Source organism: Cellulosimicrobium sp. CpK407 (genome assembly GCF_051844275.1).
In the GTDB taxonomy this organism is placed as follows: Bacteria; Actinomycetota; Actinomycetes; order Actinomycetales; family Cellulomonadaceae; genus Cellulosimicrobium; species Cellulosimicrobium cellulans_G.
The window spans coordinates 41,154-67,000 of record NZ_JBGNYC010000001.1; the positions used below are offsets into that span (position 1 = coordinate 41,154).

Below are 25,847 nucleotides of genomic sequence, written 5' to 3' on the forward strand. Positions count from 1 at the left end.
CCGGGCCCGCACCGCCGTCGTGCACGCACGCAGACCGACACCGACATCGACGAGAGGGACGACCCATGACCGGTACGACGACGTACCCGGCCCCGCGAGCCCGCGACCGCCGGACCACCGCGCCGCTCGCCCTGCTGGCAGCGCTGACGACGCTCGCGCTCGTGCTCGCCGCGGCGCTCCAGGCGCCCGCAGCGCGCGCCGCCGAGGGATTCACGCCGACCGAGGTGGTCGGCGCCGGCACGACCTGGCGCTACCTGGACGACAACACCGACCCCGCTGCGGGGAACGCGGACCGGACCGTGTGGGCCGACCCGGCGTTCGACGACGCGGCGTGGAAGACCGGCCGGCCGGGCTTCGGCGCGGTCAACGGGACCGCGAGCGGCATCGGCGGCGGCCACACCATCACGACCCTGCTCGACTACTGGATCACGCAGACGCCCAAGGTCGTCGTGCCCGCCTACTTCTTCCGCACGACCGTGACCCTCGACGAGGCGACGCTCGACGAGATCACCGGCCTGCGCGGGACGCTCGTCTACGACGACTCCGCCACCGTGTACGTCAACGGCGAGCGCGTCGCCGGGTGGGGCGACTCGATGATCACCCGAAACCTGCAGTACCAGGACAAGGCCGGCGCGACCGCGCCGCTGCGCGAGACGCTCGTCATCCCCGCCGACGTGCTCGTCCCGGGCGAGAACACGATCGCGGTGGAGATCCACCAGTGCAACGCGACGAGCTCGGACGTCTTCTTCTCCCTCGCGCTCTCCACGACCGACGACCCGTCGATGCCGTTCCCGCAGGACGTCCTCGACCGGACCTACGCGTCCGACGCGACGCCGTCGGCCCCGACCGGGCAGGACTGGTTCACCTGGATGCTGCGCGGGTTCGCCGACCTGCGCGCGAACCACCCGGAGATCCTCTCGCCCAACGAGCCCGGCCAGCCCACGAGCGCCAACGACCTCGGCTCGCTCGCGCGCAACAACGCCTACGTCGCCGGGGACCTGCAGGTGCAGCGTGCCCTGACCGACGGGCGGGGCTCCGCCTACGAGACCATGGCGGACGCGCTCGGCAGCGAGCTCGGGCCGATCTACCGCGACGCGCTCGCCGACGGCCGGCTCCCCAAGACGAAGGCCCTGCTGTCCGGGCGCGTCGAGAAGTCGGTCGGCAACCACGAGCCCGCCAAGGCCGCGTACGACTACAAGCGCCCGTTCGTCCGCCTCGGCTTCACGTCCGCCGGCGGTCACGTCAACGCGTTCGAGTCCTCCGGCAGCTACGAGGGGCTGCGCACCAACGGCTCGTTCCCCAGCGGGCACACTAACCACGGCTACGCGCAGGGCACCGTGCTCGCCACGCTCCTGCCGGAGCTCGCGCCGCAGATCCTCGCGCGCGCGTCCGAGTACGGCGACAACCGCCTCGTGACCGGCTTCCACTACCCGCTCGACCTCATGGGCGGCCGCATGACCGGGCAGAACATCGCGCAGCTCCGGTGGTCCGACCCCGCGTTCCGCGTGCTCCTCGAGCAGGCCCGGACCGAGCTCGTCACCGTGCTGGAGCGAGCGTGCGGCGACGAGATCGCGGTGTGCGCGCAGGACCAGGTGCCCTACCTCCCCACGGACCAGGCGCTCGCGGTCTACGACCAGCGCCTCACGTACGGGTTCCCGCGCGTCGGGGAGGCGGGCCGGGAGGTCCAGGTGCCCGCCGGCGCCGAGGACCTGCTGCGCACGGCGTTCCCCGACCTCACGGGCGACCAGCGCCGCCTCGTGCTCGCCGCGACCGCGCTCGACTCGGGCTACGCGCTCGACGTCGCGGGCGAGGCCGAGTGGCAGCGCCTCGACCTCGCGTCCGCCATGGCGGCGGACGTCGTCGTGAACGCCGACGGCACGCTCACCGTGGACGGCGAGGTCGTCGGCGAGCCGACGGCGCCGCTCGTCGACGTCGAGACGTCCGCGCGCTGCCTCGCCGGCGCGCCCTACGTCGCGGTCCGCGCCCGCAACCTGTCCGACGGCGTGCTCGCCGTCGCGCTCGTGACCGGCGCGGGGGAGAGGACCTTCGCCGCGGTGGCCGCCGGCGCGAACGCGTACCAGTCGTTCGCGGTGCGGGACATGGAGACGGGGGCGGACGTGCCCGTGACCGTCACGGCGACCGGTCCGGGCGGCACGACCCAGGCGGTCACGCGGGACGTCGTCGTCCCGGCCTGCGGCTGACGCACCGACCCGGGAGGCAGCCTGCGACACAGCGGGACGAGCCTCCCGGGTCACGTCCCGGGCGCCTCCGGACCAGGTCTCCCGGTCGACAAGCTGCCTGGCGTCCCGTCGACGTCTCGGGCACGCTGGTGCCCCCACCGACGACGGAGGCGCAGTGACCGAGGAGTACCAGGGCAAGCCGGCGACGCACGCGGAGACGCCGCAGGAGTGGCGCGCGTGGCTCGCCGCGCACCACGACGACCCGGAGCCGGGGGTGTGGCTGCTCACCTGGCGCCGCGAGAGCGGTCGCGCGACCTACGGGTACGAGCCGTGGATCGAGGAGGCGCTGTCCTACGGCTGGATCGACGGCCAGGCCGCGACGGTCGACGCCGACCGGCACGCGCTCTGGTTCACGCGCCGCCGGCGCGGCAGCCGCTGGACCCGGCTCAGCAAGGAGCGCGTCGCGCGCGTCGAGGCGGACGGGCGCATGACCGACGCCGGCCGCGCCGTCGTGGAGGCGGCGAAGGCCGACGGGTCGTGGACGCGGCACGACGACGCCGAGGCCCTCGTGGTGCCCGACGACCTCGCCGCGGCGCTCGCCGAGCGACCCGGTGCCCGCGAGCGCTTCGACACGTTCACGCCGGGCGTCCGACGCTCGATCCTCGGCTGGATCGTCGAGGCGAAGCGACCGGAGACCCGTGCGCGCCGGATCGCGGAGACCGCCGAGCAGGCCGAGCAGGGCGTCGCGGCGCACCAGCCGCGCCGCTGACGCCCGTCAGCTCGGGAAGCTCGACACCCCCACGTGCGCCGTGGTGAGGTCGGGGCCCTCGACGAGGAGCACGAAGTTGCCGTTGCCGTCCTCCGGCGTGAAGCTCCGGTCGGCGAACCGAGATCCCTCGGGGACCTCGACCACCGACGTGTCCTGGAGGAGGGGCCCGGCTCTCGGACCATGGTGAGCTCCTGCGCCAGACCCTCGCGGTGGGGTCTGGGTCGTCAGGAGAGGTCCCAGAGCAGCCGGTAGTAGGCGATGCGCTCGGGGTCCGGGTCGACGCCGTAGCCCGCGTAGACGTGGCCGTCGTACCCCGGGCCGTAGTTCCACTCCGTGCTCCAGGCCGCGACGGCGAGGTCGGCCCAGCGGTCCGCGACCCCGAGCGAGCCGAGGTCGACGTGCGCGGCGAACGAGCCGTCGTCGTGCAGGAGCGTGTTCGGCACGCACGCGTCGCCGTGGCACACGACGAGACGGTCGACGGCCGGGGCCGCTCCGAGCCGGGCACGTGCTGCCGCGACGCCCAGGCCGCGGTGCTCCGGGAACCACCCGTCCGGGCCGTCTCCGCGGGCCAGGCGCGCGTCGGCGTTCGCCACGCGGTCCTCGACGGCCCACGTGAACGGGCACGAGGCGACGGGCAGCGCGTCGTGCAGCGCGCGCAGCCCCCGCCCGATCGCGACCGCGGCGGTCGCCGGGTCCGCGACCCAGCGCGGCTCGACCGCCGACCGTCCCGGGACGGCGCGCGTGACGAGCCAGGCGCCGTCGTCGTCGGAGCCCTGGGCGAGGACGCGCGGGACCGGGGCGCGGTCGCCGACCCAGGCGAGACGCTCCGCCTCGCCCGGGAGGTCGATCTCGGGCGTCCCGGCGGCGACCCACTTGGCGAACCGGGCGCCCTCGGCACCGTCGAGCCGGAAGGTCAGGCCGCCGAGCTCGTTGCGCCACACGGGAGTGAGGACGTCGTCGCCCGCGAGCGCGCGGACGGCGTCGGGCACGACGACGTGGCCGGTCGGGACGGCGGCGAGCGGGGGGCGGGTCATGCGCGCGATCCTCGCACGACGCCGGCCGACGCATCAGGAGCCGGGCCGCCGCCCTCCCTCCGGACGGGGGCGCGGGACCCCGACGGCGGGAGCACCCTGCCGGTCCTGCGACGACGGAGGGAACGACGATGACGACCGTCCTCACGACACTGCCGACCTGGCCCCGCGTGCGCCGCGGCGCGAACGGGCACCCGGTCCAGACGCTCCAGCACCTGCTGCGCCACCGCGGGCACGAGCTCGCGGTCGACGGGCTGCTCGGGCCGCGCACCGAGGGCGCCGTCCGCGCCTTCCAGGACGTGGCCGGCCTCGACGTCGACGGCGTCGCGGGCTCGGCGACGTGGGCGGCGCTCGTCGTGGTGGTGCGCCGGGGGAGCGTCGGCGAGGCCGTGCGCGCGGTGCAGCGCGAGGCCGTCGCGCGCGACCTGTCCGGCGGACCCGACCCGGTGCTCACCATCGACGGGCAGCTCGGCCCCCGCACCGAGGCGTGGGTGCGCGGGTTCCAGGACGCGCTGCACGCGGGCTTCCCGGAGGTCGCCGTCGACGGCGTCGTCGGGCCCGTGACCTGGCGCTGCCTCGTCAGCGGGATGTTGTCGCACTGACCTCGGGCGCCGGTGCGGGCTCGGGCTGGGCACGGTCGAGGAGCGCCTCGCACACGGCGAGCAGGCGCTCGCGCAGCACCGCACCGCGCTCGGCGAACTCGCGCTGGTGGCGCACGTACTCGGCCTTGCCCTCGGGCGTCTCGATCGCGACGGGGTCGAGCCCGTACGACGACACGTCGTAGGGCGACGCCTGCATGTCGACGACGCGGACGTCGCGCGCGAGCTCGAAGCAGTCGAGCACGAGGTCGCCGGGGACGGCGGGGGTGAGCTTGAGGGCCCACTTGTAGAGGTCCATGGTCGCGTGGAGGCACCCGGGCTGCTCCAGGGCGGGCTGGGTCTCGCGCGTCGGCTGCAGGCGGTTGAGCGGGCCGGCCTCGGGCGTGAAGAAGCGGAACGCGTCGAAGTGCGAGCACTGCACCGGGTGGGACTCGACGACGCGGTCGGTGCCGGCGTGCCCGAGGCGGAGCGGGAGCGGGTGGCGGTGGTCGCGGCCGGTGGCCCGGTCGCGGTAGACCATCGCCCACTCGTGCAGCCCGAAGCACCCGAACCGGCCGGGCCGCGACGCGGTGGCGGCGAGCAGGGCGCGCAGGTAGCGCACGGTGTCGCCGCGGTCGGCGACGAACGCGTCGGCGTCGAGCGTCAGGCCCTCCGGCGTCTCGCGGTACCACCGCCACGCGGCGCGCGCCGCGTACGGGTCGGCGGGCTCGTCGTCGGGCCGGGGTGCGGTGCCGGGGGCGCGCACGTGGCCCGTCGGCCGGGCGAGCACGACGCCGGGGCCCGGGTGCCAACGGCGGAGCTGCGCCGGGCGCGTGGGGTAGTAGGTGAAGAGGAAGTCCTCGATCGCGTGCTTCTCGCCGAGCGGCTTGCGCTCCCGCCACCCGGCGGTGAACGCGTCGGCGCGCTCCGCGTGGGCGCGCTCGCGCGCCGTCCAGTCCTCCGCCGCGAGCACGACGGGTGCGGCGACGGGGGTCGTCGAGGCGGTCGCGGTGGCGGTCGGGGGCACGGTTCCAGGGTACGAGAGCGCCGGGGGTCGCCGACGAGCCCGCCGACGAGACGCGTTTCACCCGGGCGGGCATTTTCCCGATGTGGGCAGGACCGGGAAGAATGCTCGTGAACGTGCTGTGAAGACCCGGCGCGTCCGCGCGGCCGACCACCGTCGACCCGCCACCCGAACGACCGATACGCGCGGCGAGGCCGCGGAGGAGCACCATGTCGCAGCCGCCCACGGCACCGCAGGACCCGTACCAGTTCGACCCCTACCGCCCGCACGGCGCGGACCCCGCGCAGCAGGCGCCGTCGCACGACGCCTGGGCGCCGCAGGGCGAGGCGCCGACGCAGCCGTACGGCTCGGCGGACGACGCGTACGCCGCCCCGGGCTACGGCGCGGCGCCCGAGCAGGCTCCCTACGGTGCGGGCCAGGCGCCCGCGTACGGCGCGGACCAGCAGCAGGCGTACGGCCAGCCGACCGGGTACGGCCAGCCGTACGGCGACGCCGCGCAGCAGCCGTACCCGCAGCCGTACCCGGACCCCGCGCAGCAGGCGTACGGCCAGCCCTACGGCGACCCGGCGCAGCAGCCGTACGGCAGCCCCTACGGGAACGGCTACTCGGCGTACACCGCGCCCGCCCCGTCGACGAGCACGATCGCGATCGTCGGGTTCGTCCTCGCGATCCTGGGCTTCCTCGGGAGCTGGATCCCGTTCGTCAACATCTTCGCCGCGCTGCTCGGCATCACGGGCGTCGTGCTCGGGTTCGTCGGGCTGTCCCAGGTGAAGCAGGGCAGGTCGGGCAAGGGCTTCTCGATCACGGCGATCGTCCTCGGCGTGCTGTCCGTCCTCGCGACGATCCTCATGTGGGTGGTCTTCGTCGTCGCGGCGAACGAGGCCTCGACGCAGTACGAGCAGACGCTGTCCGAGATCCAGGAGGACTCCGACCGGGCGTTCGGCGAGGCGACGGAGGACGTCCTCGCCAACGACCTCGGCGTCGAGTTCGGAACCTTCGAGGGCACGGCCGACGAGTACGGCTGGGTCGAGTCCGCGCTGCCGGTGACGTTCACCAACACGTCCGACGAGCCCCTCACGTTCGACATCGACGTCGACGCGGTCGCCGCCGACGGCACGGTGATCGAGAGCGACTGGGCCTACTCCGAGACCCTGGAGCCGGGCGCCTCGGAGACCGTCGAGATCTTCGACGTCATCGACGCCGAGAACCTCGAGGCCATGAAGACGGCCACGTTCGAGGTCACGCAGGCGAGCGCGTACTGATCCACCCTGCGGTCCCGGTCCGGCACGGTGCCGGACCGGCTTGGCACGAGAGCGGAGAAACGACGTGACCTACCCGACGTGGGGAGACCAGGGAGCCCAGCACCCGAGCTCCTTCGCTCCGCCGCCCCCGACCGCACCCGGCGCGGGCCCAGGAGTGCCGGGGCACGGTGGGCCGGCCCCGACGTGGCCGGCCCAGGCCGCGCACCCGTCTGCTCCCTACGGGGCGGGGTTCGCGCCGAGCAGCGGGCCGCCGCCGCGGCCGCCGGCCGGTAACGGGTCCGCGGTCGCGGCGCTCGTCGTCGGGATCGTCGCGCTGCTCCTGTGCCTCGTGCCCGTGGTCAACGTCGTGGCCGGGATCCTCGCCCTCGTCGCCATCGGACTGGGCATCGCCGGGCTCGTCCGCGCGGGTCGGGTGCCCCGAGGGACCGGCACGGCGATCGCAGGACTGTGCCTCGGTCTCGTCGCGGGACTGGGGTCGATCGTGTCGACGGTCGCCTACGCCGCGATGCAGCCCGCCGAGGTCACCTGGGTCGACACCGCCGAGAGCGCGACGACGACTCCGGAGCCCGACGTCGTGACGTCTGACGGCGCGGAGACGCCGGGCGACGATCCGGCGGCGTCGCAGCCGCTCCCGGTCGAGGAGCCGGTGACTCCGGCGCTGCCGGCCGTCGGCACGCCGGTCCGTGACGGGGACTTCGAGTTCGTCGTCGGCGGGATGGAGTGCGGGGTCATGCGCGTGGGTGACGACTACTTCTCCGAGACACCGCAGGGTCAGTACTGCATCGTGTCCCTGACCGTCACGAACGTGGGCGACTCCGCGCAGACGTTCTTCGGGAGCAACCAGTACACGGTGAACGCGGCGGGCCAGGAGTACTCGGCGGACGACGTCGCGGGGCTCTACCTCGGCGACGACGTCCAGTCGTGGATCGAGCCCGTGAACCCGGGCAACTCGATCTCGCCGCGCGTCGTCTTCGACGTGCCCCTCGACGGTGCGCCGGTCAGCATCGAGCTCCACGACTCCGCCTTCTCCGGCGGGGTGCTCGCAGCGCTCGGATGACGACCCTGCCCGCTCCGCGACACGACGACCCGAACCACCCGAAGGGCTCACCGTGAGCAGCGACCCTGGCGAGCGCCGCGCGCCGGCCTGGGGGACCGCGCCCGAGGCCGGACCCGCCCCGACGAGTGCGTCGACACCTGCTGCGGCACCAGGCCCGGCCCCGGGTGGCGATCCGCACGCCGGGACGGACGGCGGGTCGGGGGAGCCCGCTACGGGCTCCGGCCACCGCAGGCGCTGGTCGTGGACGACGGCCGCGCTCGTGGCGGCGACGCTCGGCGTCCTCCTCGTCGTCGCCGTGCTCGCCACCGAGGCGGTGACGGCGCGGCGCGGCTGGGCGCACGTCGGGGGCCTCTACGCGGTCGCGGGTGCCGCGGTGGTCGCGGTGGGCGCGGTCGTGTGGTGGCGCGGCACGCGCGGCGTGGTGGGCGCGACGCGCGCGCTCGTCGCGCTCCTGGCGGGCACCGTGGTGCTCACCGCGTGGGTGACGGTCGACGTCATGACGGCCGGCGGTCCGGGTTACGGTCCTGGCAGCTCGCTGCGCGGGTACCCGTTCGGCGGCGGCTACGACGAGGGGCCCGAGATCGGCGCTGCCTCGGACCGGGTCTGGTACGGGGAGTCGGTGCGCTACGCGGACGGACTGGTGGTCGCGGTGTCCGCCCCGCAGCCGTACACCCCGACCGAGGACGCCACCAAGCGGGAGGACGACTACCCGCACGCGGTCCGCCTGCGCGTGCGGGTCACCAACGGCACCGGGCAGGAGATCGACCCCGACGGGCTCGAGCTGCAGCCCGTGTCGGGCGGTCTCGTCGCCCGCACGGTCTACGACTACGCACCCGACGTGCTGCTCGACGACCCGGACACGATCGCCCGGGGGACGAGCGCCGAGTGGGACCTCGTCTACAACGTGTACGACCCGGAGGACGTCGTCGTCGGGGTCGAACCGACCTGGGGCAACTACGCGGTGGCCGTGTTCTCGTGGTGACCGCGCCGGGGTGGTGCGCCGTGCGTCACTCCGTGCGGTCGAGGTACTCCTGCGCGAGGCGCTTCGGGGCGCGCGCGAGCCAGGCGTCCTGCAGCAGCTCCTCGAGCTCCGGCACGGCGACCTGGTCGAGCCGCGCGAGGACGATCGGGTACCCGTCGAAGTGGCTCGTCGTGAGGAAGACCGCGGGGTCGTCGCCGAGCAGCGCCACCTTCTCTCCCTCGTCGGCGACGCGGAACGCGACGGGCGGGTCGGCGGGTGCGGCGTCGCCGAGCTCGTCGAGGTCCCTCGTGCGCAGCGGCCGCTCCCAGACGAACAGCTTGCCGTGCACGGTCCACTGGCGCGGACCCTTGAGGTCCGTGTCCGGCAGCACCGCCACGATCCGCGCGACGTCCTCCCACGAGGCCATGCCACCACGGTAGGCCGCTCGGCGACGACGGACCAGAGGGTCGGCGGCCCGGCCGGGCCGCGGTGCGTCAGTAGGGCGCGACCTTCCCGAGCGGCGGGAAGATCTCGTCGAGCTCGGCCAGGTCCTCGGTCGTGGGCGCCCAGGCCCCGGCCGCGGCGTTCTGCCGCACCTGCTCGGGCTTCGTCGCGCCGGCGATGACGCTCGACACCTGCGGGCGCGACAGGAGCCACCCGAACGCGACCTGGACCTCGGTGATCCCGCGCACCTGGCAGAACGCGCCGAGACGCGCGAGCGCCTCCCAGGGCGCCGACTCGAGGAGGTGCGGCTTGGTCCGGACGAGGCGACCGTCGTCGGGCCGCGCGCCGTGCGCGTACTTGCCCGTGAGCAGGCCGTTCGCGAGCGGGAAGTAGGGGAGCACCCCGAGCCCGTACGCGGCCGCGGCGGGCAGCACCTCGAGCTCGGCCGCGCGGTCGACGAGGTTGTACTGGTTCTGCGCGGAGACGAAGCGCACGGTCCCGGCGCTGCGCGCGGTGAACTCCGCCTCCGCGATCTGCCATCCGGCCCGGTTGGAGTGCCCGACGTAGAGCACCTTGCCCGCGCGCACGAGGTCGTCGAGCGCGGCGAGCGTCTCCTCGACCGGCGTCCGCGGGTCGGGCGTGTGGAACTGGTAGAGGTCGATCCGGTCGGTGCCCAGGCGGCGCAGCGAGCCCTCCACGGCGCGCACGACGTAGCGCCGCGACCCGCGGGCGTCGAAGTCGTCGCCCGCCGTGCCGCGCATGGACATGCCGAACTTCGTCGCGATCACGACGTCGTCGCGGCGCGACCCGAGCGCCTGGCCGAGCAGCTCTTCGCTCAGCCCGGGGCGGCCCCCGTACGTGTCGGCCGTGTCGAAGAACGTCACCCCGGCGTCGAGCGCGGCGTCGACGACGGCGCGCGTCCCGTCGAGCGTCTCCGTCGCGGTGGTCGGGCGGCCGAAGTTGTTGCAGCCCAGCCCGACGGCGGAGACGGCCAGGCCGGACCGGCCGAGGCGGCGCAGGGCGGGGCGGGGAGCGGTTCCGTCGTTCGCAGTCGTCATGCGGCGACCCTACGACGCGCCGCGGTCGGTCGTGACCGCGGACGCGCGCGCCGCGACGGCCGCGAAGAGCCGTTCGAGCGGCCCCCGCCCGAGCGCCCAGCGCCACAGGGTCGCGACCGCGAGCGTGGCGAGCACGAGGGCGAGGAGGGGACCGTTCGTCGTCTGCTCGTAGGCCGCGTCGCCCCACGCCCACAGCACGACGATCTGGGCCGAGTAGACCGTGAGCGCCATCGCGCCGACCGCCGCGACGGGCGCCAGGACCCAGCGCCCGACCCGGCCCGCGAACAGGCACAGACCCAGCACCGCGACGGCGAACCCGCCCGAGCCCACGACCTCCGGCAGGGTGTCGGTGTGCGGGCCGGCGAGCCACAGGTACGCGCTCGTCGGCCACGGGTCGGACCAGCCCAGGGGTTCGGGCCGGAACGTGCTCGACCACGCCGCGGCGGCGTCCTCGACGGCCTGTGCCCCGCCGAGGGGTCCGGTCATCGTCGCCGAGAGCCCGTACCCGATGCCCAGGGCGAGCAGCCCGCCGCCCACGAGCCCGACGCGCGTCGCGGTCGAGGACAGGTCGGAGCGTCCGATCGCGATCCCGACCAGCACGTATGCCATCCACACGACCGCGGGGTAGTGCCCGGACGCGAAGAAGTCGGTCAGCGCTCCCGACCCGTCGTCGGGCAGGTGCAGCCCGGCGCGCGCGAGCACCTCGGGGAGCCAGTACGCGAGCACCGGCCCGACCACCGCGACCGCTCCGGCCAGCACGAGCAGGTCGCGGCGGCGCCAGCGCAGGAACGGCAGCGCGAGCACGAAGTACGCGGCGTAGAAGCCGAGGATGAGCAGCACGCGCGTGCCGAGCAGGTCCAGCAGGCCCACGAGCCCGAGGAGCATCACGGCGCGCACGAGGATGCGCGTCCGGGTCTGCAGCGCGGGCAGCCCGTCGAGCGGCGTGCGCCCGCCCGAGACGATCGCGAGCGACACCCCGGCGACGAGCGCGAAGAGGATCGACGACCGCCCGTGCGACAGCGAGAGCCAGCCGGCCACCTCGCCGAAGTCGTCGGAGGTGTACCCGACGTGCGCGGTGAACATCCCGAGGACCGCGATCCCGCGCGCGACGTCGACCCCCGCCACTCGACCCGGCCCGCCGAGCAGGAGGGCGGCATGCCGCCGCGCGAACCCGAGGGAGGGGCGAGCGGGTTCGCCAGGGGCGGGAGTCGTGCCGGTCGCGGCCGTCATGGGGGGATTGTCCGCGCGCGGGCGCGCTCCCACCCGGCCGCCACGCCGGAGCGGACGGCGGTGCGACCCCGCGCGGACCGCGCGCCCAGAGTGTGAGAACGGGGTCGAGAACGATGCACGTCCGGCCTACGGTGCGGGTATGACGCACACCCCCCACGGCGCCGACGCGGCCGCCGAGCACCACGCCGACGCCCCCACCGGGGCCGGGAGCGACCCCGCGCAGGAGTCCGAGTCGTACACGCACGGGCACCACGAGTCCGTGCTGCGCTCGCACCGGTGGCGCACCGCCGAGAACTCGGCCGGGTTCCTCCTGCCGCACCTGCGGGCGGGCATGAGCGTCCTCGACGTGGGCTGCGGCCCGGCGACGGTCACCGTCGACCTCGCCGACCGCGTGGCCGGGGGACGCGTCGTCGGGGTCGACGCGTCCGAGGCCGTCCTCGAGAGCGCGCGCGAGCTCGCCGCCCAGCGCGGCACCGCGAACATCACCTTCCAGCACGCGAACGCGTACGAGCTGCCGTTCGCCGACGGCACGTTCGACGTCGTCTACGCGCACCAGCTCCTCCAGCACCTGTCCGACCCGATCGCCGCGCTGCGCGAGATGAAGCGCGTCGCCAAGCCCGGCGGGCTCGTCGCCGTGCGCGACGCCGACTATGCCGCCATGACCTGGTACCCCGAGTCCCCTGGCCTGACCGAGTGGAACACGCTCTACCACGAGGTCACGCACGCGTACGGGTTCGAGGCCGACGCCGGTCGTCGCCTGTTCTCCTGGGTGCAGGACGCCGGGTTCGACCTCGACGGCATCGTGCCCAGCGCGAGCACGTGGTGCTACGCGACCCCGGCCGACCGCACCTGGTGGGGCGGGCTCTGGGCCGAGCGCTGCGTCGCGTCGAACTTCGCGGTGCAGGCGAAGGAGTCGGCGCTCGCGGACGACGTCGCGCTCGAACAGCTCGCGCAGGACTGGCTGCGCTGGGCCGAGGAGCCCGCGGGCTGGTTCGCGGTCCTCAACGGCGAGGTCCTCGCCCGCGCGTGAGCACGGTCGTGCCACGGTCCCGCGCGGTCGCGCGGGCGCAGGCCGGATAGCCTGGGCCCGTGCGCATCGCGAGATTCACCACCGGAGACGACCCCCGCTACGCCCTCGTCCAGCAGGAGGGGGATCGCACGTACCTCGCGGTCCTCACGGGCGACCCCCTCTACATGCCGGTCACGCCGACGGGCGAGCGCATCGAGCTGGGCGACGGCGTCCGGCTGCTGGCGCCGGTGATCCCGCGCTCCAAGGTCGTCGCCGTGGGCCGTAACTACGCCGACCACGCGAGGGAGATGGGCAACGACGTCCCGACGAGCCCGCTGCTGTTCCTCAAGCCGAACACCTCGGTCGTCGGCCCGGACGACCCGATCGTCCTGCCCGACTTCTCGCAGGAGGTCTCCTACGAGGCCGAGCTCGCGGTCGTCATCGGCCGGCTCGCCAAGGACGTCTCGCCCGAGGCCGCGCCCGGGTACGTGCTCGGGTACACCGTCGCGAACGACGTCACGGCGCGCGACGCCCAGCGCACCGACGGGCAGTGGGCCCGCGCCAAGGGCTTCGACTCGTCGTGCCCGCTCGGCCCCTGGATCGACACCGACCTGAACCCCGAGGACGTCGGCGTGCGCAGCCGCGTCAACGGCGAGGTGAAGCAGGACGGCCGCACGAGCGACATGATCTTCGACGTCCCCTTCCTGGTGTCGTACATCTCCGAGGCGATGACCCTCCTGCCCGGCGACGTCATCCTCACCGGCACGCCCGCCGGCGTCGGCCTGGTCGACGTGGGCGACCGCGTCGAGTGCGAGGTCGAGGGCATCGGCGTCCTGAGCAACCCGGTCGTCCGACGCCACTGACCCTGGGACGCGCCCCGGGTCGTACGGTCGTGCGCGGAGGGGCCGGGGCGCCGTCGTGCCGTGTGCCGCGCCGGACTGAGACGACGACGCGGGTGACGCCGGACGCCCGGGCGACGCACGGCGTCGGGCAACTACGCTGGGCACCGTGATCCCCGCACCTGGTTCCTCGCCCGTCCGCGTCCGCTTCTGCCCGTCCCCGACCGGGACGCCGCACGTCGGGCTCATCCGCACCGCGCTGTTCAACTGGGCCTACGCGCGGCACACGGGCGGCACGTTCGTGTTCCGCATCGAGGACACCGACGCCGCGCGCGACAGCGAGGAGAGCTACCAGCAGCTCCTCGACGCGCTGCGCTGGCTCGGGCTCGACTGGGACGAGGGCGTCGAGGTGGGTGGCCCGCACGAGCCGTACCGGCAGTCGCAGCGCGCGGACATCTACCAGGACGTCATCGCGCGGCTCGTCGAGGGCGGGTACGTGTACGAGTCGTTCTCGACCCCCGAGGAGTCCGACGCGCGCAACGCCGCCGCAGGCGTGAAGACCAAGGGGTACGACAACTTCGACCGCACCCTCACGGACGAGCAGAAGGCCGCGTTCCGCGCCGAGGGCCGCGAGCCCGTGCTGCGCCTGCGCATGCCGGACGAGGACATCACGTTCACCGACCTCGTCCGCGGCGAGATCACGTTCAAGGCGGGCTCGGTCCCGGACTACGCGCTCGTGCGCGGCAACGGCCAGCCGCTCTACACGCTCGTCAACCCGGTCGACGACGCGCTCATGGGCATCACGCACGTGCTGCGCGGCGAGGACCTGCTGTCCTCCACGCCGCGCCAGATCGCGCTGTACCGGGCGCTGCTGGAGATCGGCGTCGCGCAGGTGATGCCGGAGTTCGGCCACCTGCCGTACGTCATGGGCGAGGGCAACAAGAAGCTCTCCAAGCGCGACCCCGAGTCCAACCTGTTCCTGCACCGCGAGCGCGGCTTCACGCCCGAGGGCCTGCTCAACTACCTCGCGCTGCTCGGCTGGTCCATCTCGCCGGACCACGACATCTTCACCGTCACCGAGCTGGTCGAGGCGTTCGACGTCCACGACGTGCTGCCCAACCCGGCGCGCTTCGACCTCAAGAAGGCCGAGGCGATCAACGCGACGCACGTGCGCCTGCTCGCGCCGGAGGACTTCCGCGACCGCCTCGTCCCGTACCTGCACGCGGGCGGGCTCGTCCCGGCGGACTCGTTCGCCGACCTGTCGCCCCGCAACCAGGAGATCCTCACCGCGGCGGCGCCGTTGGTCCAGGAGCGCATGGTGCTGCTCGGGGAGTCGGTCGGGATGCTCGGCTTCCTCTTCACGGCCGACGACGCGCTCACGGTCGAGGAGGACGCGCGCGGCGCCCTGCGCGAGGACGCGAAGGACATCCTCGCCGCCGCGATCGCCGCGCTCGACGTGCTGCAGGACGGCGAGTTCGTCACGGCGGCCATCGAGGAGCGCCTGCGCGACGCGATCGTCGAGGGCATGGGCGTCAAGCCGCGTTTCGCGTTCACGCCGCTGCGCGTCGCGCTCACGGGCCGCCGCGTCTCGCCGCCGCTGTTCGAGTCCATGGAGCTGCTCGGCAAGAGCTCGACCTTGGAGCGCCTCGTGCGCCTGCGGGACGCACTGTGACCGATCGCGACCTCTCGGCGGTCGCCGCGCCCCTCGAGGGCGTCCTGTTCGACGTCGACGACACGCTCGTCGACACGCGCGCCGCGTTCGCGGAGGCGATCGCCGCGGCGTCGCGCGTGTGGCTCCCGCACCTGCCCGAGAGCCGGTACGACGAGGTCCTCGCGCTGTGGCGCGCCGACCCGAACGGGCACTACCGCGCGTACACGCGCGGCGAGGTCGACTTCGACGCGCAGCGCATGGCGCGGGCCAACGAGCTCCAGGCGACGTTCGGCGGCGAGCTGCTCGACGACGCCGCGTACGTGGACTGGAAGGACCTCTTCTGGGGCACGTTCGAGGCCTCGTGGGCAGGGTTCGAGGACGCGCGCCCGGTCGTGGACGCGCTCGTCGCGGCGGGGGTCCGCGTGGGGTCCCTGACGAACGCGCGCGTCGAGCTGCAGACCCGCAAGCTCGCGGCCGCGGGCCTGCCCGACGTCCCGCTGCTCGTCGGGGTGGACACGCTCGGGTTCGGCAAGCCCGACCCGCGCGTGTTCGCCGAGGCGTGCCGCCGGCTCGGGACCGACCCGGCCCGCACGGCGTACGTAGGCGACGAGCTCGACGTCGACGCGCGCGCCGCGCTCGCGGCCGGCCTCGTCGGGGTCTGGCTCGACCGACCCGGCACGCGCCGCGGCGGCCCGCACCCGGAGGACCCGACGTCGGCCCGCGCGTCGGGCGTGCACGTGGTCCACACCCTGGTCGACCTGCCCGCGACCCTCGGCATCGCCGTCCACGCCCGCGCCGAGGCCTCCACGCCGAGGTAGAGCCCTGGTCCGCCGAGGTAGAGCCCTGGTCAATGACCAGGGCTCTACCTCGCGTTACCAGGGCTCTACCTCGCGCCACCACGGTTCTCGCTCGCGTGACCAGGTCCTCCGCCGACGGGGACCTGTCAGGTGAGGAGCAGGACGCCGACGAGGGCCGTCGTCGTGACGAGGAGCGCCGAGAGGCCTCCGAGGACGAGCGCGCGCCGCCCCGTGCGCAGCAGGTACGGGACGTCCACGCCGAGCCCGAGCGCGAACATGGCGGCGACGAACGCGAGCGTCGTCGCGGTCGCGAGCGCGGCGAGCAGGGGCGCCGGCACGACGCCCAGGCTGCGCAGCGCCACCGCGGCCACGAACCCGACGACGAACCACGGCACCGGCGCGACCCGCGGTGGGGTCGCGTGCGCCGTCGTCCCCGAGGCGTCGCCGTGGACGGCGCCGGTGGAGCCGACCCGGGCGACGGCCGCGCGCCGGGCCCCGCGGGCCACGACGACGCCTGCGACGGTGACGAGCGGGGCGAGGAGGGCGACGCGCGCGAGCTTGGCGACCGTGGCGGTCGCGAGGGCGGGGTCCGAGATGGTCCCGGCGGCCGTGACGACCTGCGCGACCTCCTGCACGCTCGCGCCGATCCAGAGCCCGGCCTGGTCGTCGCTCAGCCCCACCACCGACGCCAGCCAGGGCAGCGCGACGATCGCGAGCGTGCCGTAGACGGTGACGAGCGCGAGGGACGCGGCGACGCCGTCGTCGTCCTCGCGGACCTGCCCGGGGGTGCGTCCCGGACCGGCGACGACGCCCTGCATCGCCGAGATCGCCGCGGCCCCGCACACCGAGAACCCGGTCGCGACGAGCAGCGAGGTGACTCGCGAAACCCGCAGCGCGCGACCGAGGGCGAGCGTGCCCGTGAAGGTGACGAGGAGGGTCGTCGTGACGACCACGAGCCCGCGCCAGCCCAGCGCGAGGACCTCGGGGACCGAGAGCTGGAAGCCGAGCAGCACGACGCCGGTGCGCAGGACGACGCGGGACGTCCACGCGACCCCGGGCCGGGTCGCCGCGACGGTGGCTCCGCCGCGCCGGGTCCTGCCCACCCGGCCCAGGACCGGTGCGACGAGCGCGCCGAGCACGAGCGCGACGACGAGCGGGGAGACCGTCGGGACGAGCCGCGCCCCGAGCAGCACGAGGACCGTCGCCCCGGCGACCAGCACGAGCCCGGGCAGCAGCGCACGGGAGCCCGCGGCGCGGCGGGACGCGCTCGCCGTCGCGACGGGAGGTGGTGCGGTGCGGGCCGTGCGGGGTGCGGGAGGTGCCATGCTCACGAGCCTGCTGCGTGCGGCGACGCCGCGGAAGGGCGATCTGCCTCGCAACCCATAGAGTGGTCCTATGGCCCACACCTCTCGCGACCGGACCTCGCTCTCCGCGCTCGAGCTGCTCGTCGCGACCGACTCGCACGGCTCGATCAGCGCTGCGGCGCGGGCGCTCGGGGTCGCCCAGCCGACGGCGTCGGCAGGCCTGCGCGCGCTGGAGCGCCGCCTCGGGCTCGAGCTCCTCGAGCGCACGACGCGCGGCTCCCGGCTCACGGAGACGGGCCGCGCGACCGCCGCGTGGGCGCGCGAGGTGATCGAGGCGTCGGACCGCTTCGAGACGTCGGTCGCCGCGCTGCGCGACGCCCCGGCCGCCCGGGTCCGCGTCGCGGCGAGCCTCACGGTCGCCGAGTACCTGGCTCCCCGCTGGCTCGCGCGCCTGGCGCTCGAGGGATCCGGCCCCGGCGGGGGAGCGCCGGACGTCGAGCTCGTGGTGCGCAACTCGCGCGAGGTGACCGACCTCGTCCTCGACGGCGCCGTCGAGCTGGGCTTCGTCGAGAGCGCGACGCTGCGCCGCGGGCTGCGCAGCCGCACCGTCGCGCACGACCGGCTCGTCGTGGTCGTCGGGCCGGCGCACCGGTGGGCACGGCGGAGCGCGCTGCGGGTCGACGAGCTGCTCACGGGCGGTCTCGTCGTGCGCGAGCGCGGGTCGGGCACGCGCGAGACGCTCGAGCGCGGCCTCGCGGCGGTCGGCGAGCGCCTGCCCGACCACCTGCCCTACCTCGGCTCGACGGCGGCGCTGAAGACCGCCGTGCAGCACGGCGGTGCCGTCGCGGTCCTGTCGAGCCTCGCCGTCGCCGACGACGTCGCGCGCGGCGCACTGGTGCGGGTCGCCGTCCCGGGGCTCGAGCTCGACCGTCGCCTGCGCATGGTGTGGAAGGACGGCACCGCGCTCTCGTCCGCCGCGCGCCGCATCGCCGCCGCGGCGGCCGTCTCGTCGGGCTGACCCTGGCCCCGCGGGCGCGACGAGGTCCGTCAGCGCACCGACGCGTCCCAGCGCCAGCGCGTGCGGTGGGGCCTGCCGGGGAGCTCGCCGCGCCCGGTCGCCCACAGGAGCAGGAGGTCGGGGTCCTCCTCCGCTCCCGGGTCGACGTCCGGGAAGAGGCGTGCGAGGACCCGCGGCGCGAGGCCCGCGGGGAACGGCACGTGCTCGCCCGCGAGCCCGAGCACGACGTCGTGGCCGTGCACGAGGACCTCGGCGACCCCCATCGCCGCGAACCCCGCGGCGTCGGAGGTCCCGTAGGGGTGATAGGCGCGCGCTGCCGCCGGACGGGTCTCGGCGAGCGTCGCGAGGAGCTCGCCGCCGCCGAGCAGCGCCTCGGCCAGGCCCGCCGTCCCGGCCGCACGGTCGACGTGCGCGATCTCGTCCTCCCCGCGCGGGCCGACGAGCGGGACGTACGCGAGGCGCGGGAGCGCGGCGAGCTGGAGGGCGTAGGCGAGCAGGTCGTCCACGACGTGCTCCGCCGTCGTCCAGCACGACCACCGCACCGGGCCGGCCTGCGCGTCGAACGCCGAGGCGGGGTGCCGGACGAGGTGGTCCGCGAGCCAGCGCGCCGCCGTCCGGACGTCGTCGCCGGTGACGGCCTCCGGGGTGCGGTGGCCGGCGCGGCCCGGGCGCGTGCTCACGCGCTGCCCGGGGCGGCGAGCACGTCGGCCCGCCAGCACTCGGCGAGGTACGGGAGGTCCACCCGGTCGCGCCCCGCGAGGTCCGGGTGGGTCGCGACGAGCTCGTCGATCTCGCCGAGCAGCTCCTCGCGGCGCGCGTCGGGGAGCGTCAGCAGGTAGCTGCGCGACGCGGCGAGCGGGCGGAGCGACGACGTCGGGACACGGTCGGCCCACGGCACCGTGCGGTGGTCGGGCGGGGTGAAGAGCTGCTCGGCGAGGACGGGCTCGCGGTAGCTGCGCTCGAGGGTGTCGCCACGGTGGATGATCTCCGTGAACCGGCCGACCCAGTCGACCGCGCTGTCCCGCACGTTCCACACGATGCCGAGGCGCCCGCCGGGGCGCAGCACGCGCGCGATCTCGGGCTGGGCGGCGGGGGAGAACCAGTGCCAGGCCTGCGCGACGAGCACGGCGTCGACGCTCGCGTCGGGGAGCGGGATCGCCTCGGCCGAGCCGGGCAGCGCCCGTGCGTCCGGCACGGACTCCGTGAGGCGCGCGCGCATCGCGTCCGAGGGCTCGACGGCGACGACGTCCAGCCCGCGGGCGACGAGCCGCTCGGTGAGCTTCCCGGTGCCCGCGGCGAGGTCGAGGACGCGCCGCGCGCCGTCGGGCAGGAGCCAGTCGACCGCCTCGTCCGGGTAGGAGGGCCGTGTGGACGCGTACTGGGCGGCCCCCTGCTCGAACGACGCGGCGCGGTCGGCACGCGAGCCGGGATCGGGGGAGTCTCCTGTGCTCATGCCCCGACGGTGCCAGACGGCGGCGCCGCGCGTCGACCCGGAGGTGCCCGTGCGTACCGGACCTCCACGGTGCGGGTCGCATTTGGTCCGCGTCCCCATGTCCGGTAATGTTCTCGGCCGGTGGGACCTCCACGGGAGGGAGCCAGGGGACGAGTCTCGACTCGTCGAAACGGCTCCTCGACGGTGGCTGGTTACCCCCTTGGGGTATGGTGTAATTGGCAGCACGAGTGATTCTGGTTCACTTAGTCTAGGTTCGAGTCCTGGTACCCCAGCGAAGAGCTCCGGCTCGGATCGCGTGGTCAAGACCGCGCGAAACATGAGGTAGAGTTCTCGACGGAGAAACGGACCGGAAACGGTACGAGGATCCACAGGCCCCCATCGTCTAGCGGCCTAGGACGTCGCCCTCTCACGGCGGTAACACGGGTTCAAATCCCGTTGGGGGTACAGAGAAAGGCCCGGTCACCATCACGGTGACCGGGCCTTTGTCATGCTCGGAGAAGCGTGAGCAGTGCTCGACGCGACGTGTCGTGGTGCTCGCACGCGCCGTGTGACGAAGGTCGCGGCCCTCGGTGGGGACGCGTGATCGCCGTGCTGGGCACGACGGAACCGTCAGCCCGCGCTCGTGAGCTCGTCGAGGTGTCGTCAGGGCGCGCCGTCGCGACCCGGGCCGGGCTCGTAGGGCTTCGGGATCGGCGTCGGCGTGGGGCGCGGGTGGATGACCGGCACGTAGGTCGCCCGGTGCTCCCCGGAGACCGCCCAGCCGGGCTCGTCGTCATGAGGCTCCGCGGGGTGCTCGCCGCCGAGCCACCCGTCCCTGCGTCCCGCGGCGCCCTGAGCCGCCTCCGACGGCCCCGCGACCGGGATGGGCTGCGTCGGCCCGCTCGACTCGCCGGCCGCGCGCCCGGGGACGACGACCACGTGCTGGTCGGCGGGTGGGGGCGCGGGGACGGGGGGCAGGGTCTGGGCCGGGCTGCGGCCGTCCCACGCGGGGGCGGGCTCGACGGGCGCCGGCTCGGCCGGCTGGGGAGGGCGCGGGCCCGGCGGCGGGATCGACGCCGGGGCGGCTCCCTGGGTGCCGCCCTGTGCCGTTCCGGAGCCGCTCGGTCCCGCGCCGGGGCGGCTCCCGGGCGTGAAGAGCGTGTCGCACAGGAGGCGGTACGTCGCGTCAGGGTGGGAGACCCAGTCGATCTGGCGCAGCGCCTGGTCCTGTCCGGCGGACTCCAGGAGGAACTGCCCGTAGCCGAAGACGCGCCCGACGGGCGAGCGCCCGTAGTTCATGTCGGTGACCTTGGTGAGCGGCATCATCGCGACCTTGTGCGTGATGAGGCCGTACAGCAGGAGCAGGCGCTTGTCGGTGGCGACGAACCACTCGTTGCGCCACTCGAAGACCTTCCACACCAGGCGCCCGGCGAGGATCAGCCACAGCCACCACAGGAACAGCACGCCGTCGCCGACGGCCGGCCCCGCGCGCACGACCAGCCACGCGACGAGGAACGCGCCCGCGACGGTGGTCACGACCGGCTCGAGCAGCATCCCCCAGTGGTGGCGCGTGGCCACCACGACCCGCTCGCCGCTGAGCACGTAGCGGTCGAGGATCCGGCTCCGGGGACGGCCGCGGGCCACGGTCAGTCCAGGAGCGAGTTGAAGAACTGGCCGATGGAGCTGAAGGCACCGAGGATGACGTCCCAGATGCCCTCGACGATGTCGGCGGCGCGGTCGGGGCTCCTGATGACTGCGTAGACGGCGAAGATCACGAGCACCCAGATCAGGGTCATCTTCACCTTGGGATGCATCGGGACTCCTCGTGTCTCGGGTTCGGACGGTCAGGTGCGCCCCCTGCCGCCACCGCACCGTCCGGCGCCGGGGCACGCACAGCATGGCAGCAGCCGGTGACATTTTGACAGGGCACGTCCCGTTTGCCGCCCGCGGCGCGCCGAACCCGGGGCTATCGCCGGATCCGTCGCGAACCCGGCCGCGTCCCCGGGTTCGGCGCGTCCCTGTTACTCGCCCGCGCGACGCAGCACCTCGGTGAGGCGGTTCGCCGCGGCCACGACCGAGCCGGAGTGCAGGCGGCCGGGCTGACGGCTCAGGCGCTCGACCGGACCGGAGATGGAGACCGCCGCGACGACGCGGCCGGACGGCCCGCGCACGGGAGCGGAGACCGAGGCGACGCCGAGCTCGCGCTCGGAGACGGACTGGGCCCAGCCGCGGCGTCGGACGCCCGAGAGGATCGTGGCCGTGAAGACGGCCTCGCGCAGGCCGCGGTGGAGGCGGTCCGGCTCCTCCCACGCGAGCAGGATCTGCGCCGCGGAGCCCGCGTTCATCGTGAGCGTGGCGCCGACCGGGATCGAGTCGCGCAGGCCGACCGGACGCTCGGCGGCCGCGACGCAGATGCGGTGGTCGCCCTGGCGGCGGTAGAGCTGGGCGCTCTCGCCCGTGTGGTCGCGCAGGGCGGTGAGCACGGGGTTCGCGGCGGCGAGCAGGCGGTCCTCGCCGGCGGCAGTAGCGAGCTCGTTGAGCCGCGGGCCGAGGACGAACCGGCCCTGCATGTCGCGCGCCACCATGCGGTGGTGCTCGAGCGCGACCGCGAGGCGGTGCGCGGTCGGGCGAGCCAGGCCGGTGGCCGTGACGAGCTGGGCGAGGGTGGCTGGTCCGGACTCCAGGGCGCCCAGGACGGAGGCCGCCTTGTCCAGCACTCCGACTCCGCTAGTATTGTCCATAGGTCGATATTGACGTCTCACGCACTGAGATGCAAGTCCGGCGGAGATGTTCCACCCGCTGGACGTTCTCCCCGGCAGGCTGCCGGACGACGGACGATCGACCCAGACGGTTCTCCAGACCCCCAGGAGCACCGTGACAGACGACGAGGAGATGAGCTACATGGCCGGCACGCTGGCGGAGAAGGTCTGGGACGCGCACCTGGTGCGACGAGGCACCGACGGGTCGCCCGACCTCCTCTACATCGACCTCCACCTCGTGCACGAGGTCACCAGCCCCCAGGCGTTCGAGGGGCTGCGCCTCGCGGGCCGCCCGGTCCGCCGTCCCGACCTCACGATCGCGACCGAGGACCACAACACCCCGACGCTCGACATCGACCTGCCGATCGCGGACCTCACGAGCCGCACGCAGATCGACACGCTGCGCAACAACGCGCGCGAGTTCGGCGTCCGCATCCACTCGCTCGGCGACGCCGACCAGGGCATCGTGCACCAGGTCGGGCCGCAGCTCGGCCTCACCATGCCGGGTCTGACGGTCGTGTGCGGCGACTCGCACACCTCGACGCACGGCGCGTTCGGCGCGCTCGCGTTCGGCATCGGCACGTCCGAGGTCGAGCACGTGCTCGCCACGCAGACGCTCCCGCTCGCGCCCTTCAAGACGATGGCGATCAACGTCGACGGCGAGCTGCCGCCCGGCGCGACGAGCAAGGACATCATCCTCGCGATCATCGCCAAGATCGGCACCGGCGGCGGCCAGGGCTACGTCCTGGAGTACCGCGGCGAGGCCATCCGCAAGCTCTCCATGGAGGCGCGGATGACGATCTGCAACATGTCGATCGAGGCGGGCGCACGTGCCGGCATGATCGCCCCGGACGACACGACGTTCGAGTACCTCAAGGGCCGCCCGCACGCGCCCGAGGGCGCCGACTGGGACGCGGCCGTCGAGTACTGGCGCACGCTGCGCTCCGACGACGACGCCGTCTTCGACACCGAGGTCACGCTCCGCGCGTCCGACCTGGAGCCCTTCGTCACGTGGGGCACCAACCCCGGCCAGGGCCTGCCCATCTCCGCGACCGTGCCCGTCCCCGAGGAGATCGCGGACGAGAACGAGCGCGTCGCCGCCGAGCGCGCGATCGAGTACATGGGCCTCACGCCCGGCCAGCCGCTGCGCGAGATCCCCGTCGACACCGTGTTCATCGGGTCGTGCACCAACGGCCGCATCGAGGACCTGCGCTCGGTCGCGAAGGTCGTCCAGGGCAAGCAGAAGGCCGACGGCGTGCGCGTCCTCGTCGTCCCGGCCTCCGCGCGCGTGCGCCTCCAGGCCGAGGCCGAGGGCCTCGACAAGATCTTCCTCGACTTCGGCGCGGAGTGGCGCAACGCCGGCTGCTCGATGTGTCTCGGCATGAACCCCGACCAGCTCCAGCCGGGCGAGCGCGCCGCCTCGACGTCGAACCGCAACTTCGAGGGGCGCCAGGGCAAGGGCGGCCGCACGCACCTCGTGTCGCCGCTCGTCGCCGCCGCCACCGCGCTGCGCGGGACGCTCTCCTCGCTGAGCGACCTCGACCTGCCCGAGGGCACCGACATCACGTCCTTCGACGGCACGCCGCTCGCGCCGCTCGACCCGCGCGTCCTCGTGCAGGTCTGAGCCCCGCGCCGCGCTGCTGCCCCACTCGTCGCCCGAATACTCGAAGAGGTTCCTGCCATGGAGAAGTTCACGACCCACACCGGCGTCGGCGTCCCGCTGCGCCGCAGCAACGTCGACACCGACCAGATCATCCCCGCCGTCTACCTCAAGCGCGTGACGCGCACGGGGTTCGAGGACGCGCTGTTCGCCGCCTGGCGCGGTGACCCCACGTTCGTCCTCAACCAGGACGCCTACCGCGCGGGCTCCGTGCTCGTCGCCGGACCCGACTTCGGCACCGGCTCGTCGCGCGAGCACGCCGTCTGGGCGCTCAAGGACTACGGCTTCCGCGTCGTCCTCGCGTCGCGCTTCGCCGACATCTTCCGCGGCAACTCCGGCAAGCAGGGCCTCGTCGCGGGCATCGTCGCGCAGGAGGACATCGAGCTCCTCTGGAAGATCCTCGAGACCAACCCCGGCACCGAGGTGACCGTGGACCTCGTCAACCGCACCGCGTCCGCGCAGGACGTCACCGTGCCGTTCCAGATCGACGACTACACGCGCTGGCGCCTCATGGAGGGTCTGGACGACATCGGCCTGACCCTCCAGCACGAGGACGAGATCTCCGCGTTCGAGGCGACGCGGGCGTCGTGGCGGCCCAAGACGCTGCCCGCGAAGACGCTGCCGAAGGTCGAGATCGAGGCTGCTCGGCCGGTCTGACCTTCCTGGCTCGGGGGCGGGCTCTGGGGAGGTGACGACGGGTCTACCATCCGCGGGGCTCGTTCCTCGCCCCGCTCCCGCCAGGCCCACCACGACCCGTCGTCACCTCCCCAGACCCCGCCCGTGGTCGTGTCGCCGACACGTCACTCGCGCGGACTGATCGGGGACGACGGCGACTCGCACCGTCGGCGCCTCGCCTCCTCAGGGGCGGGGTGGGCCCTGGTGGATGGCGTCGAGGAGGGACTCCGGGGTCGCGGTCTCGGGGTTCCAGCGGGACTCGACCCACCAGGTGGCGCCCGCGTCGGCGAGGCCGGCGAGCTGGTCCGCCGCTGCCGAACGGTCGGACGGGAGCTCGCCCTGGACGACGACGTCGAACGGGCGGCCCGCGTCGAGGCCCAGCTCCGCACGGCGCGTGGTGAGCCAGGCGACCAGGGCGGAGACGTCGTCGTGCGTGGGGACGTCGAAGCCGCGCTCGCCGCGGAGCTGCAGCACGATCCCGTCCGCGCGCAGCGTGCGGTCGAGCGAGCGCAGCGGCGGGCGCTCGGCGTCCCAGACGCCCACGGGCCACACCGGCACGTGGTGCCCGACGACCGGGCGCTCCACGGGTCGGGGGAGGAACAGCATCTCGCCCGCGTGCACGTGCGTGCCGTCGAAGGTGAACTTCTCGCCCGACCAGGCGCGGTCGAGGTACGCGATCGCGTCGTCGAGCAGCTCCGCGCGCTCACGCAGGGACTGGGGCTGGCCCGGGACGGCGGAGAAGCCGCCGTCGTCGAGCACGCCCACGCCGACGGGCAGGACCAGGCGTCCGCCCGACAGGTGGTCCACGGTGAGCGCCTGCCGCACGACCTCCCACGGCCGGCGGCGCGGGAGGGCGAAGACCATCGCCCCGAGCGCGATGCGCTCGGTCCGGACCGCCGCTGCGGCGAGCACCGCCCACGGGTCGAACGTGTCGACGGGCATCGACAGCAGGCTCAGCCCGTCCCACGAGAAGAACCCGTCCCAGCCGGACTCCTCGGCGCCGACCGCCATGTCCAGCACCTGGGCCGCGGAGCCGAAGCTCCCGACCACCCCGACCTTGATCTCCGACCCTGTCTCCGTCGCTGCGCTCATCCCGAGGACGCTACGCC

At 74.4% G+C, this 25,847-nt stretch carries 26 protein-coding genes and 2 tRNA genes; 15 read left to right on the forward strand and 13 right to left on the reverse strand.

The genetic code is table 11. The features are described from left to right. Positions 1–65: 65 nt before the first annotated feature. Together ABWU78_RS00170 and ABWU78_RS00175 are read left to right on the forward strand one after the other, a co-directional pair. On the forward strand, positions 66–2,201 hold the full coding sequence (locus ABWU78_RS00170) for an acid phosphatase (protein WP_439157222.1): 2,136 nt from the start codon (positions 66–68) through the stop codon (positions 2,199–2,201). Between the two features lie 154 nt (positions 2,202–2,355). Then, the gene (locus tag ABWU78_RS00175; RefSeq protein ID WP_439157223.1) at positions 2,356–2,949 is read left to right on the forward strand and encodes a YdeI/OmpD-associated family protein; all 594 of its coding nucleotides are present in this window, start codon (positions 2,356–2,358) and stop codon (positions 2,947–2,949) included. Positions 2,950–2,955: 6 nt separating this feature from the next. On the opposite strand, the gene ABWU78_RS00180 is transcribed toward ABWU78_RS00175, so the two are convergent. Continuing rightward, on the reverse strand, positions 2,956–3,093 hold the full coding sequence (locus ABWU78_RS00180; RefSeq protein WP_439157224.1) for a hypothetical protein: 138 nt from the start codon (positions 3,091–3,093) through the stop codon (positions 2,956–2,958). Between the two features lie 80 nt (positions 3,094–3,173). Next, positions 3,174–3,983, reverse strand: a complete 810-nt coding sequence (locus ABWU78_RS00185) for an aminoglycoside 3'-phosphotransferase (RefSeq protein ID WP_439157225.1) — start codon at positions 3,981–3,983, stop codon at positions 3,174–3,176. A 128-nt stretch (positions 3,984–4,111) separates the two neighbouring features. Between ABWU78_RS00185 and ABWU78_RS00190 the strand changes: the two genes are divergently transcribed. Next, positions 4,112–4,582, forward strand: a complete 471-nt coding sequence (locus ABWU78_RS00190; protein ID WP_353708851.1) for a peptidoglycan-binding domain-containing protein — start codon at positions 4,112–4,114, stop codon at positions 4,580–4,582. Here ABWU78_RS00190 and ABWU78_RS00195 read toward each other — a convergent pair. After that, entirely contained in the window at positions 4,560–5,585 is a 1,026-nt protein-coding gene (locus ABWU78_RS00195) for a 3-methyladenine DNA glycosylase (protein ID WP_439157226.1), read from the reverse strand. The two genes, ABWU78_RS00190 and ABWU78_RS00195, sit on opposite strands and share 23 nt — an antisense overlap. Positions 5,586–5,791: 206 nt before the next feature. Between ABWU78_RS00195 and ABWU78_RS00200 the strand changes: the two genes are divergently transcribed. The 3 genes from ABWU78_RS00200 (at position 5,792) to ABWU78_RS00210 (ending at position 8,883) form a co-directional block, all read left to right on the forward strand. After that, positions 5,792–6,844 (forward strand): DUF4190 domain-containing protein, encoded by a 1,053-nt coding sequence (locus ABWU78_RS00200; RefSeq protein ID WP_253050558.1) that lies wholly within the window; start codon positions 5,792–5,794, stop codon positions 6,842–6,844. A 64-nt stretch (positions 6,845–6,908) separates the two neighbouring features. Beyond that, entirely contained in the window at positions 6,909–7,901 is a 993-nt protein-coding gene (locus ABWU78_RS00205) for a DUF4190 domain-containing protein (RefSeq protein WP_253050556.1), read from the forward strand. Positions 7,902–7,953: 52 nt separating this feature from the next. Then, complete coding sequence (locus ABWU78_RS00210; RefSeq protein WP_439157227.1) at positions 7,954–8,883, forward strand: hypothetical protein; 930 nt, start codon at positions 7,954–7,956, stop codon at positions 8,881–8,883. Between the two features lie 25 nt (positions 8,884–8,908). On the opposite strand, the gene ABWU78_RS00215 is transcribed toward ABWU78_RS00210, so the two are convergent. The 3 genes from ABWU78_RS00215 to ABWU78_RS00225 form a co-directional block, all read right to left on the reverse strand. Further along, positions 8,909–9,289, reverse strand: a complete 381-nt coding sequence (locus ABWU78_RS00215; protein ID WP_439157228.1) for an MmcQ/YjbR family DNA-binding protein — start codon at positions 9,287–9,289, stop codon at positions 8,909–8,911. 67 nt (positions 9,290–9,356) lie between these two features. Then, positions 9,357–10,364, reverse strand: coding sequence for an aldo/keto reductase (locus ABWU78_RS00220; protein WP_439157229.1), 1,008 nt, complete (start codon positions 10,362–10,364; stop codon positions 9,357–9,359). Between the two features lie 9 nt (positions 10,365–10,373). Continuing rightward, entirely contained in the window at positions 10,374–11,594 is a 1,221-nt protein-coding gene (locus tag ABWU78_RS00225) for a heparan-alpha-glucosaminide N-acetyltransferase domain-containing protein (RefSeq protein ID WP_439157230.1), read from the reverse strand. A 139-nt stretch (positions 11,595–11,733) separates the two neighbouring features. Between ABWU78_RS00225 and ABWU78_RS00230 the strand changes: the two genes are divergently transcribed. From ABWU78_RS00230 to ABWU78_RS00245, 4 genes are all read left to right on the forward strand, one after another. After that, the gene (locus tag ABWU78_RS00230) at positions 11,734–12,624 is read left to right on the forward strand and encodes a methyltransferase domain-containing protein (RefSeq protein WP_253050546.1); all 891 of its coding nucleotides are present in this window, start codon (positions 11,734–11,736) and stop codon (positions 12,622–12,624) included. Positions 12,625–12,683: 59 nt separating this feature from the next. After that, entirely contained in the window at positions 12,684–13,466 is a 783-nt protein-coding gene (locus ABWU78_RS00235) for a fumarylacetoacetate hydrolase family protein (RefSeq protein WP_439157231.1), read from the forward strand. Positions 13,467–13,611: 145 nt separating this feature from the next. Beyond that, positions 13,612–15,114 (forward strand): glutamate--tRNA ligase, encoded by a 1,503-nt coding sequence (gene gltX, locus ABWU78_RS00240; RefSeq protein ID WP_439157232.1) that lies wholly within the window; start codon positions 13,612–13,614, stop codon positions 15,112–15,114. Further along, positions 15,111–15,911: an HAD family hydrolase gene (locus ABWU78_RS00245; RefSeq protein ID WP_439157233.1), complete on the forward strand. Its 801-nt coding sequence runs from the start codon at positions 15,111–15,113 to the stop codon at positions 15,909–15,911. The genes gltX and ABWU78_RS00245 overlap by 4 nt, the downstream gene beginning before the upstream one ends. A gap of 125 nt (positions 15,912–16,036) precedes the next feature. Here ABWU78_RS00245 and ABWU78_RS00250 read toward each other — a convergent pair whose 3' ends face one another. Further along, complete coding sequence (locus ABWU78_RS00250; RefSeq protein ID WP_253050538.1) at positions 16,037–17,215, reverse strand: YeiH family protein; 1,179 nt, start codon at positions 17,213–17,215, stop codon at positions 16,037–16,039. Between the two features lie 70 nt (positions 17,216–17,285). On the opposite strand from ABWU78_RS00250, the gene ABWU78_RS00255 reads away from it, so the two are divergent. Then, a complete protein-coding gene (locus tag ABWU78_RS00255) occupies positions 17,286–18,212 on the forward strand; it encodes a LysR family transcriptional regulator (protein WP_439157234.1) in 927 nt (308 codons plus the stop codon). A gap of 29 nt (positions 18,213–18,241) precedes the next feature. Here the strand turns inward: ABWU78_RS00255 and ABWU78_RS00260 are convergent, their stop codons facing one another. Both ABWU78_RS00260 and ABWU78_RS00265 read right to left on the reverse strand, forming a co-directional pair. Further along, positions 18,242–18,892, reverse strand: a complete 651-nt coding sequence (locus ABWU78_RS00260; protein WP_253050534.1) for a hypothetical protein — start codon at positions 18,890–18,892, stop codon at positions 18,242–18,244. Continuing rightward, a complete protein-coding gene (locus ABWU78_RS00265; protein ID WP_253050532.1) occupies positions 18,889–19,665 on the reverse strand; it encodes a class I SAM-dependent methyltransferase in 777 nt (258 codons plus the stop codon). Before ABWU78_RS00265 ends, ABWU78_RS00260 begins: the two co-directional genes overlap by 4 nt. Before the next feature lie 200 nt (positions 19,666–19,865). Between ABWU78_RS00265 and ABWU78_RS00270 the strand changes: the two genes are divergently transcribed. Together ABWU78_RS00270 and ABWU78_RS00275 are read left to right on the forward strand one after the other, a co-directional pair. Further along, positions 19,866–19,937 (forward strand) — tRNA-Gln (locus ABWU78_RS00270). 99 nt (positions 19,938–20,036) lie between these two features. Then, positions 20,037–20,109, forward strand: a tRNA-Glu gene (locus tag ABWU78_RS00275). A 198-nt stretch (positions 20,110–20,307) separates the two neighbouring features. On the opposite strand, the gene ABWU78_RS00280 is transcribed toward ABWU78_RS00275, so the two are convergent. From ABWU78_RS00280 to ABWU78_RS00290, 3 genes are all read right to left on the reverse strand, one after another. Next, positions 20,308–21,288 (reverse strand): PH domain-containing protein, encoded by a 981-nt coding sequence (locus ABWU78_RS00280; RefSeq protein WP_439157235.1) that lies wholly within the window; start codon positions 21,286–21,288, stop codon positions 20,308–20,310. Between the two features lie 2 nt (positions 21,289–21,290). Continuing rightward, positions 21,291–21,458, reverse strand: a complete 168-nt coding sequence (locus ABWU78_RS00285; RefSeq protein ID WP_167550992.1) for a hypothetical protein — start codon at positions 21,456–21,458, stop codon at positions 21,291–21,293. Positions 21,459–21,665: 207 nt separating this feature from the next. Further along, entirely contained in the window at positions 21,666–22,385 is a 720-nt protein-coding gene (locus tag ABWU78_RS00290) for an IclR family transcriptional regulator (protein ID WP_024840729.1), read from the reverse strand. Positions 22,386–22,545: 160 nt separating this feature from the next. Between ABWU78_RS00290 and leuC the strand changes: the two genes are divergently transcribed. Both leuC and leuD read left to right on the forward strand, forming a co-directional pair. Then, the gene (gene leuC / locus ABWU78_RS00295; RefSeq protein WP_253050789.1) at positions 22,546–24,027 is read left to right on the forward strand and encodes a 3-isopropylmalate dehydratase large subunit; all 1,482 of its coding nucleotides are present in this window, start codon (positions 22,546–22,548) and stop codon (positions 24,025–24,027) included. A gap of 57 nt (positions 24,028–24,084) precedes the next feature. After that, complete coding sequence (gene leuD, locus ABWU78_RS00300; protein WP_087469387.1) at positions 24,085–24,720, forward strand: 3-isopropylmalate dehydratase small subunit; 636 nt, start codon at positions 24,085–24,087, stop codon at positions 24,718–24,720. 201 nt (positions 24,721–24,921) lie between these two features. On the opposite strand, the gene ABWU78_RS00305 is transcribed toward leuD, so the two are convergent. Continuing rightward, entirely contained in the window at positions 24,922–25,830 is a 909-nt protein-coding gene (locus tag ABWU78_RS00305) for an LLM class flavin-dependent oxidoreductase (protein ID WP_353708860.1), read from the reverse strand. Between the last annotated feature and the right edge of the window lie 17 nt (positions 25,831–25,847).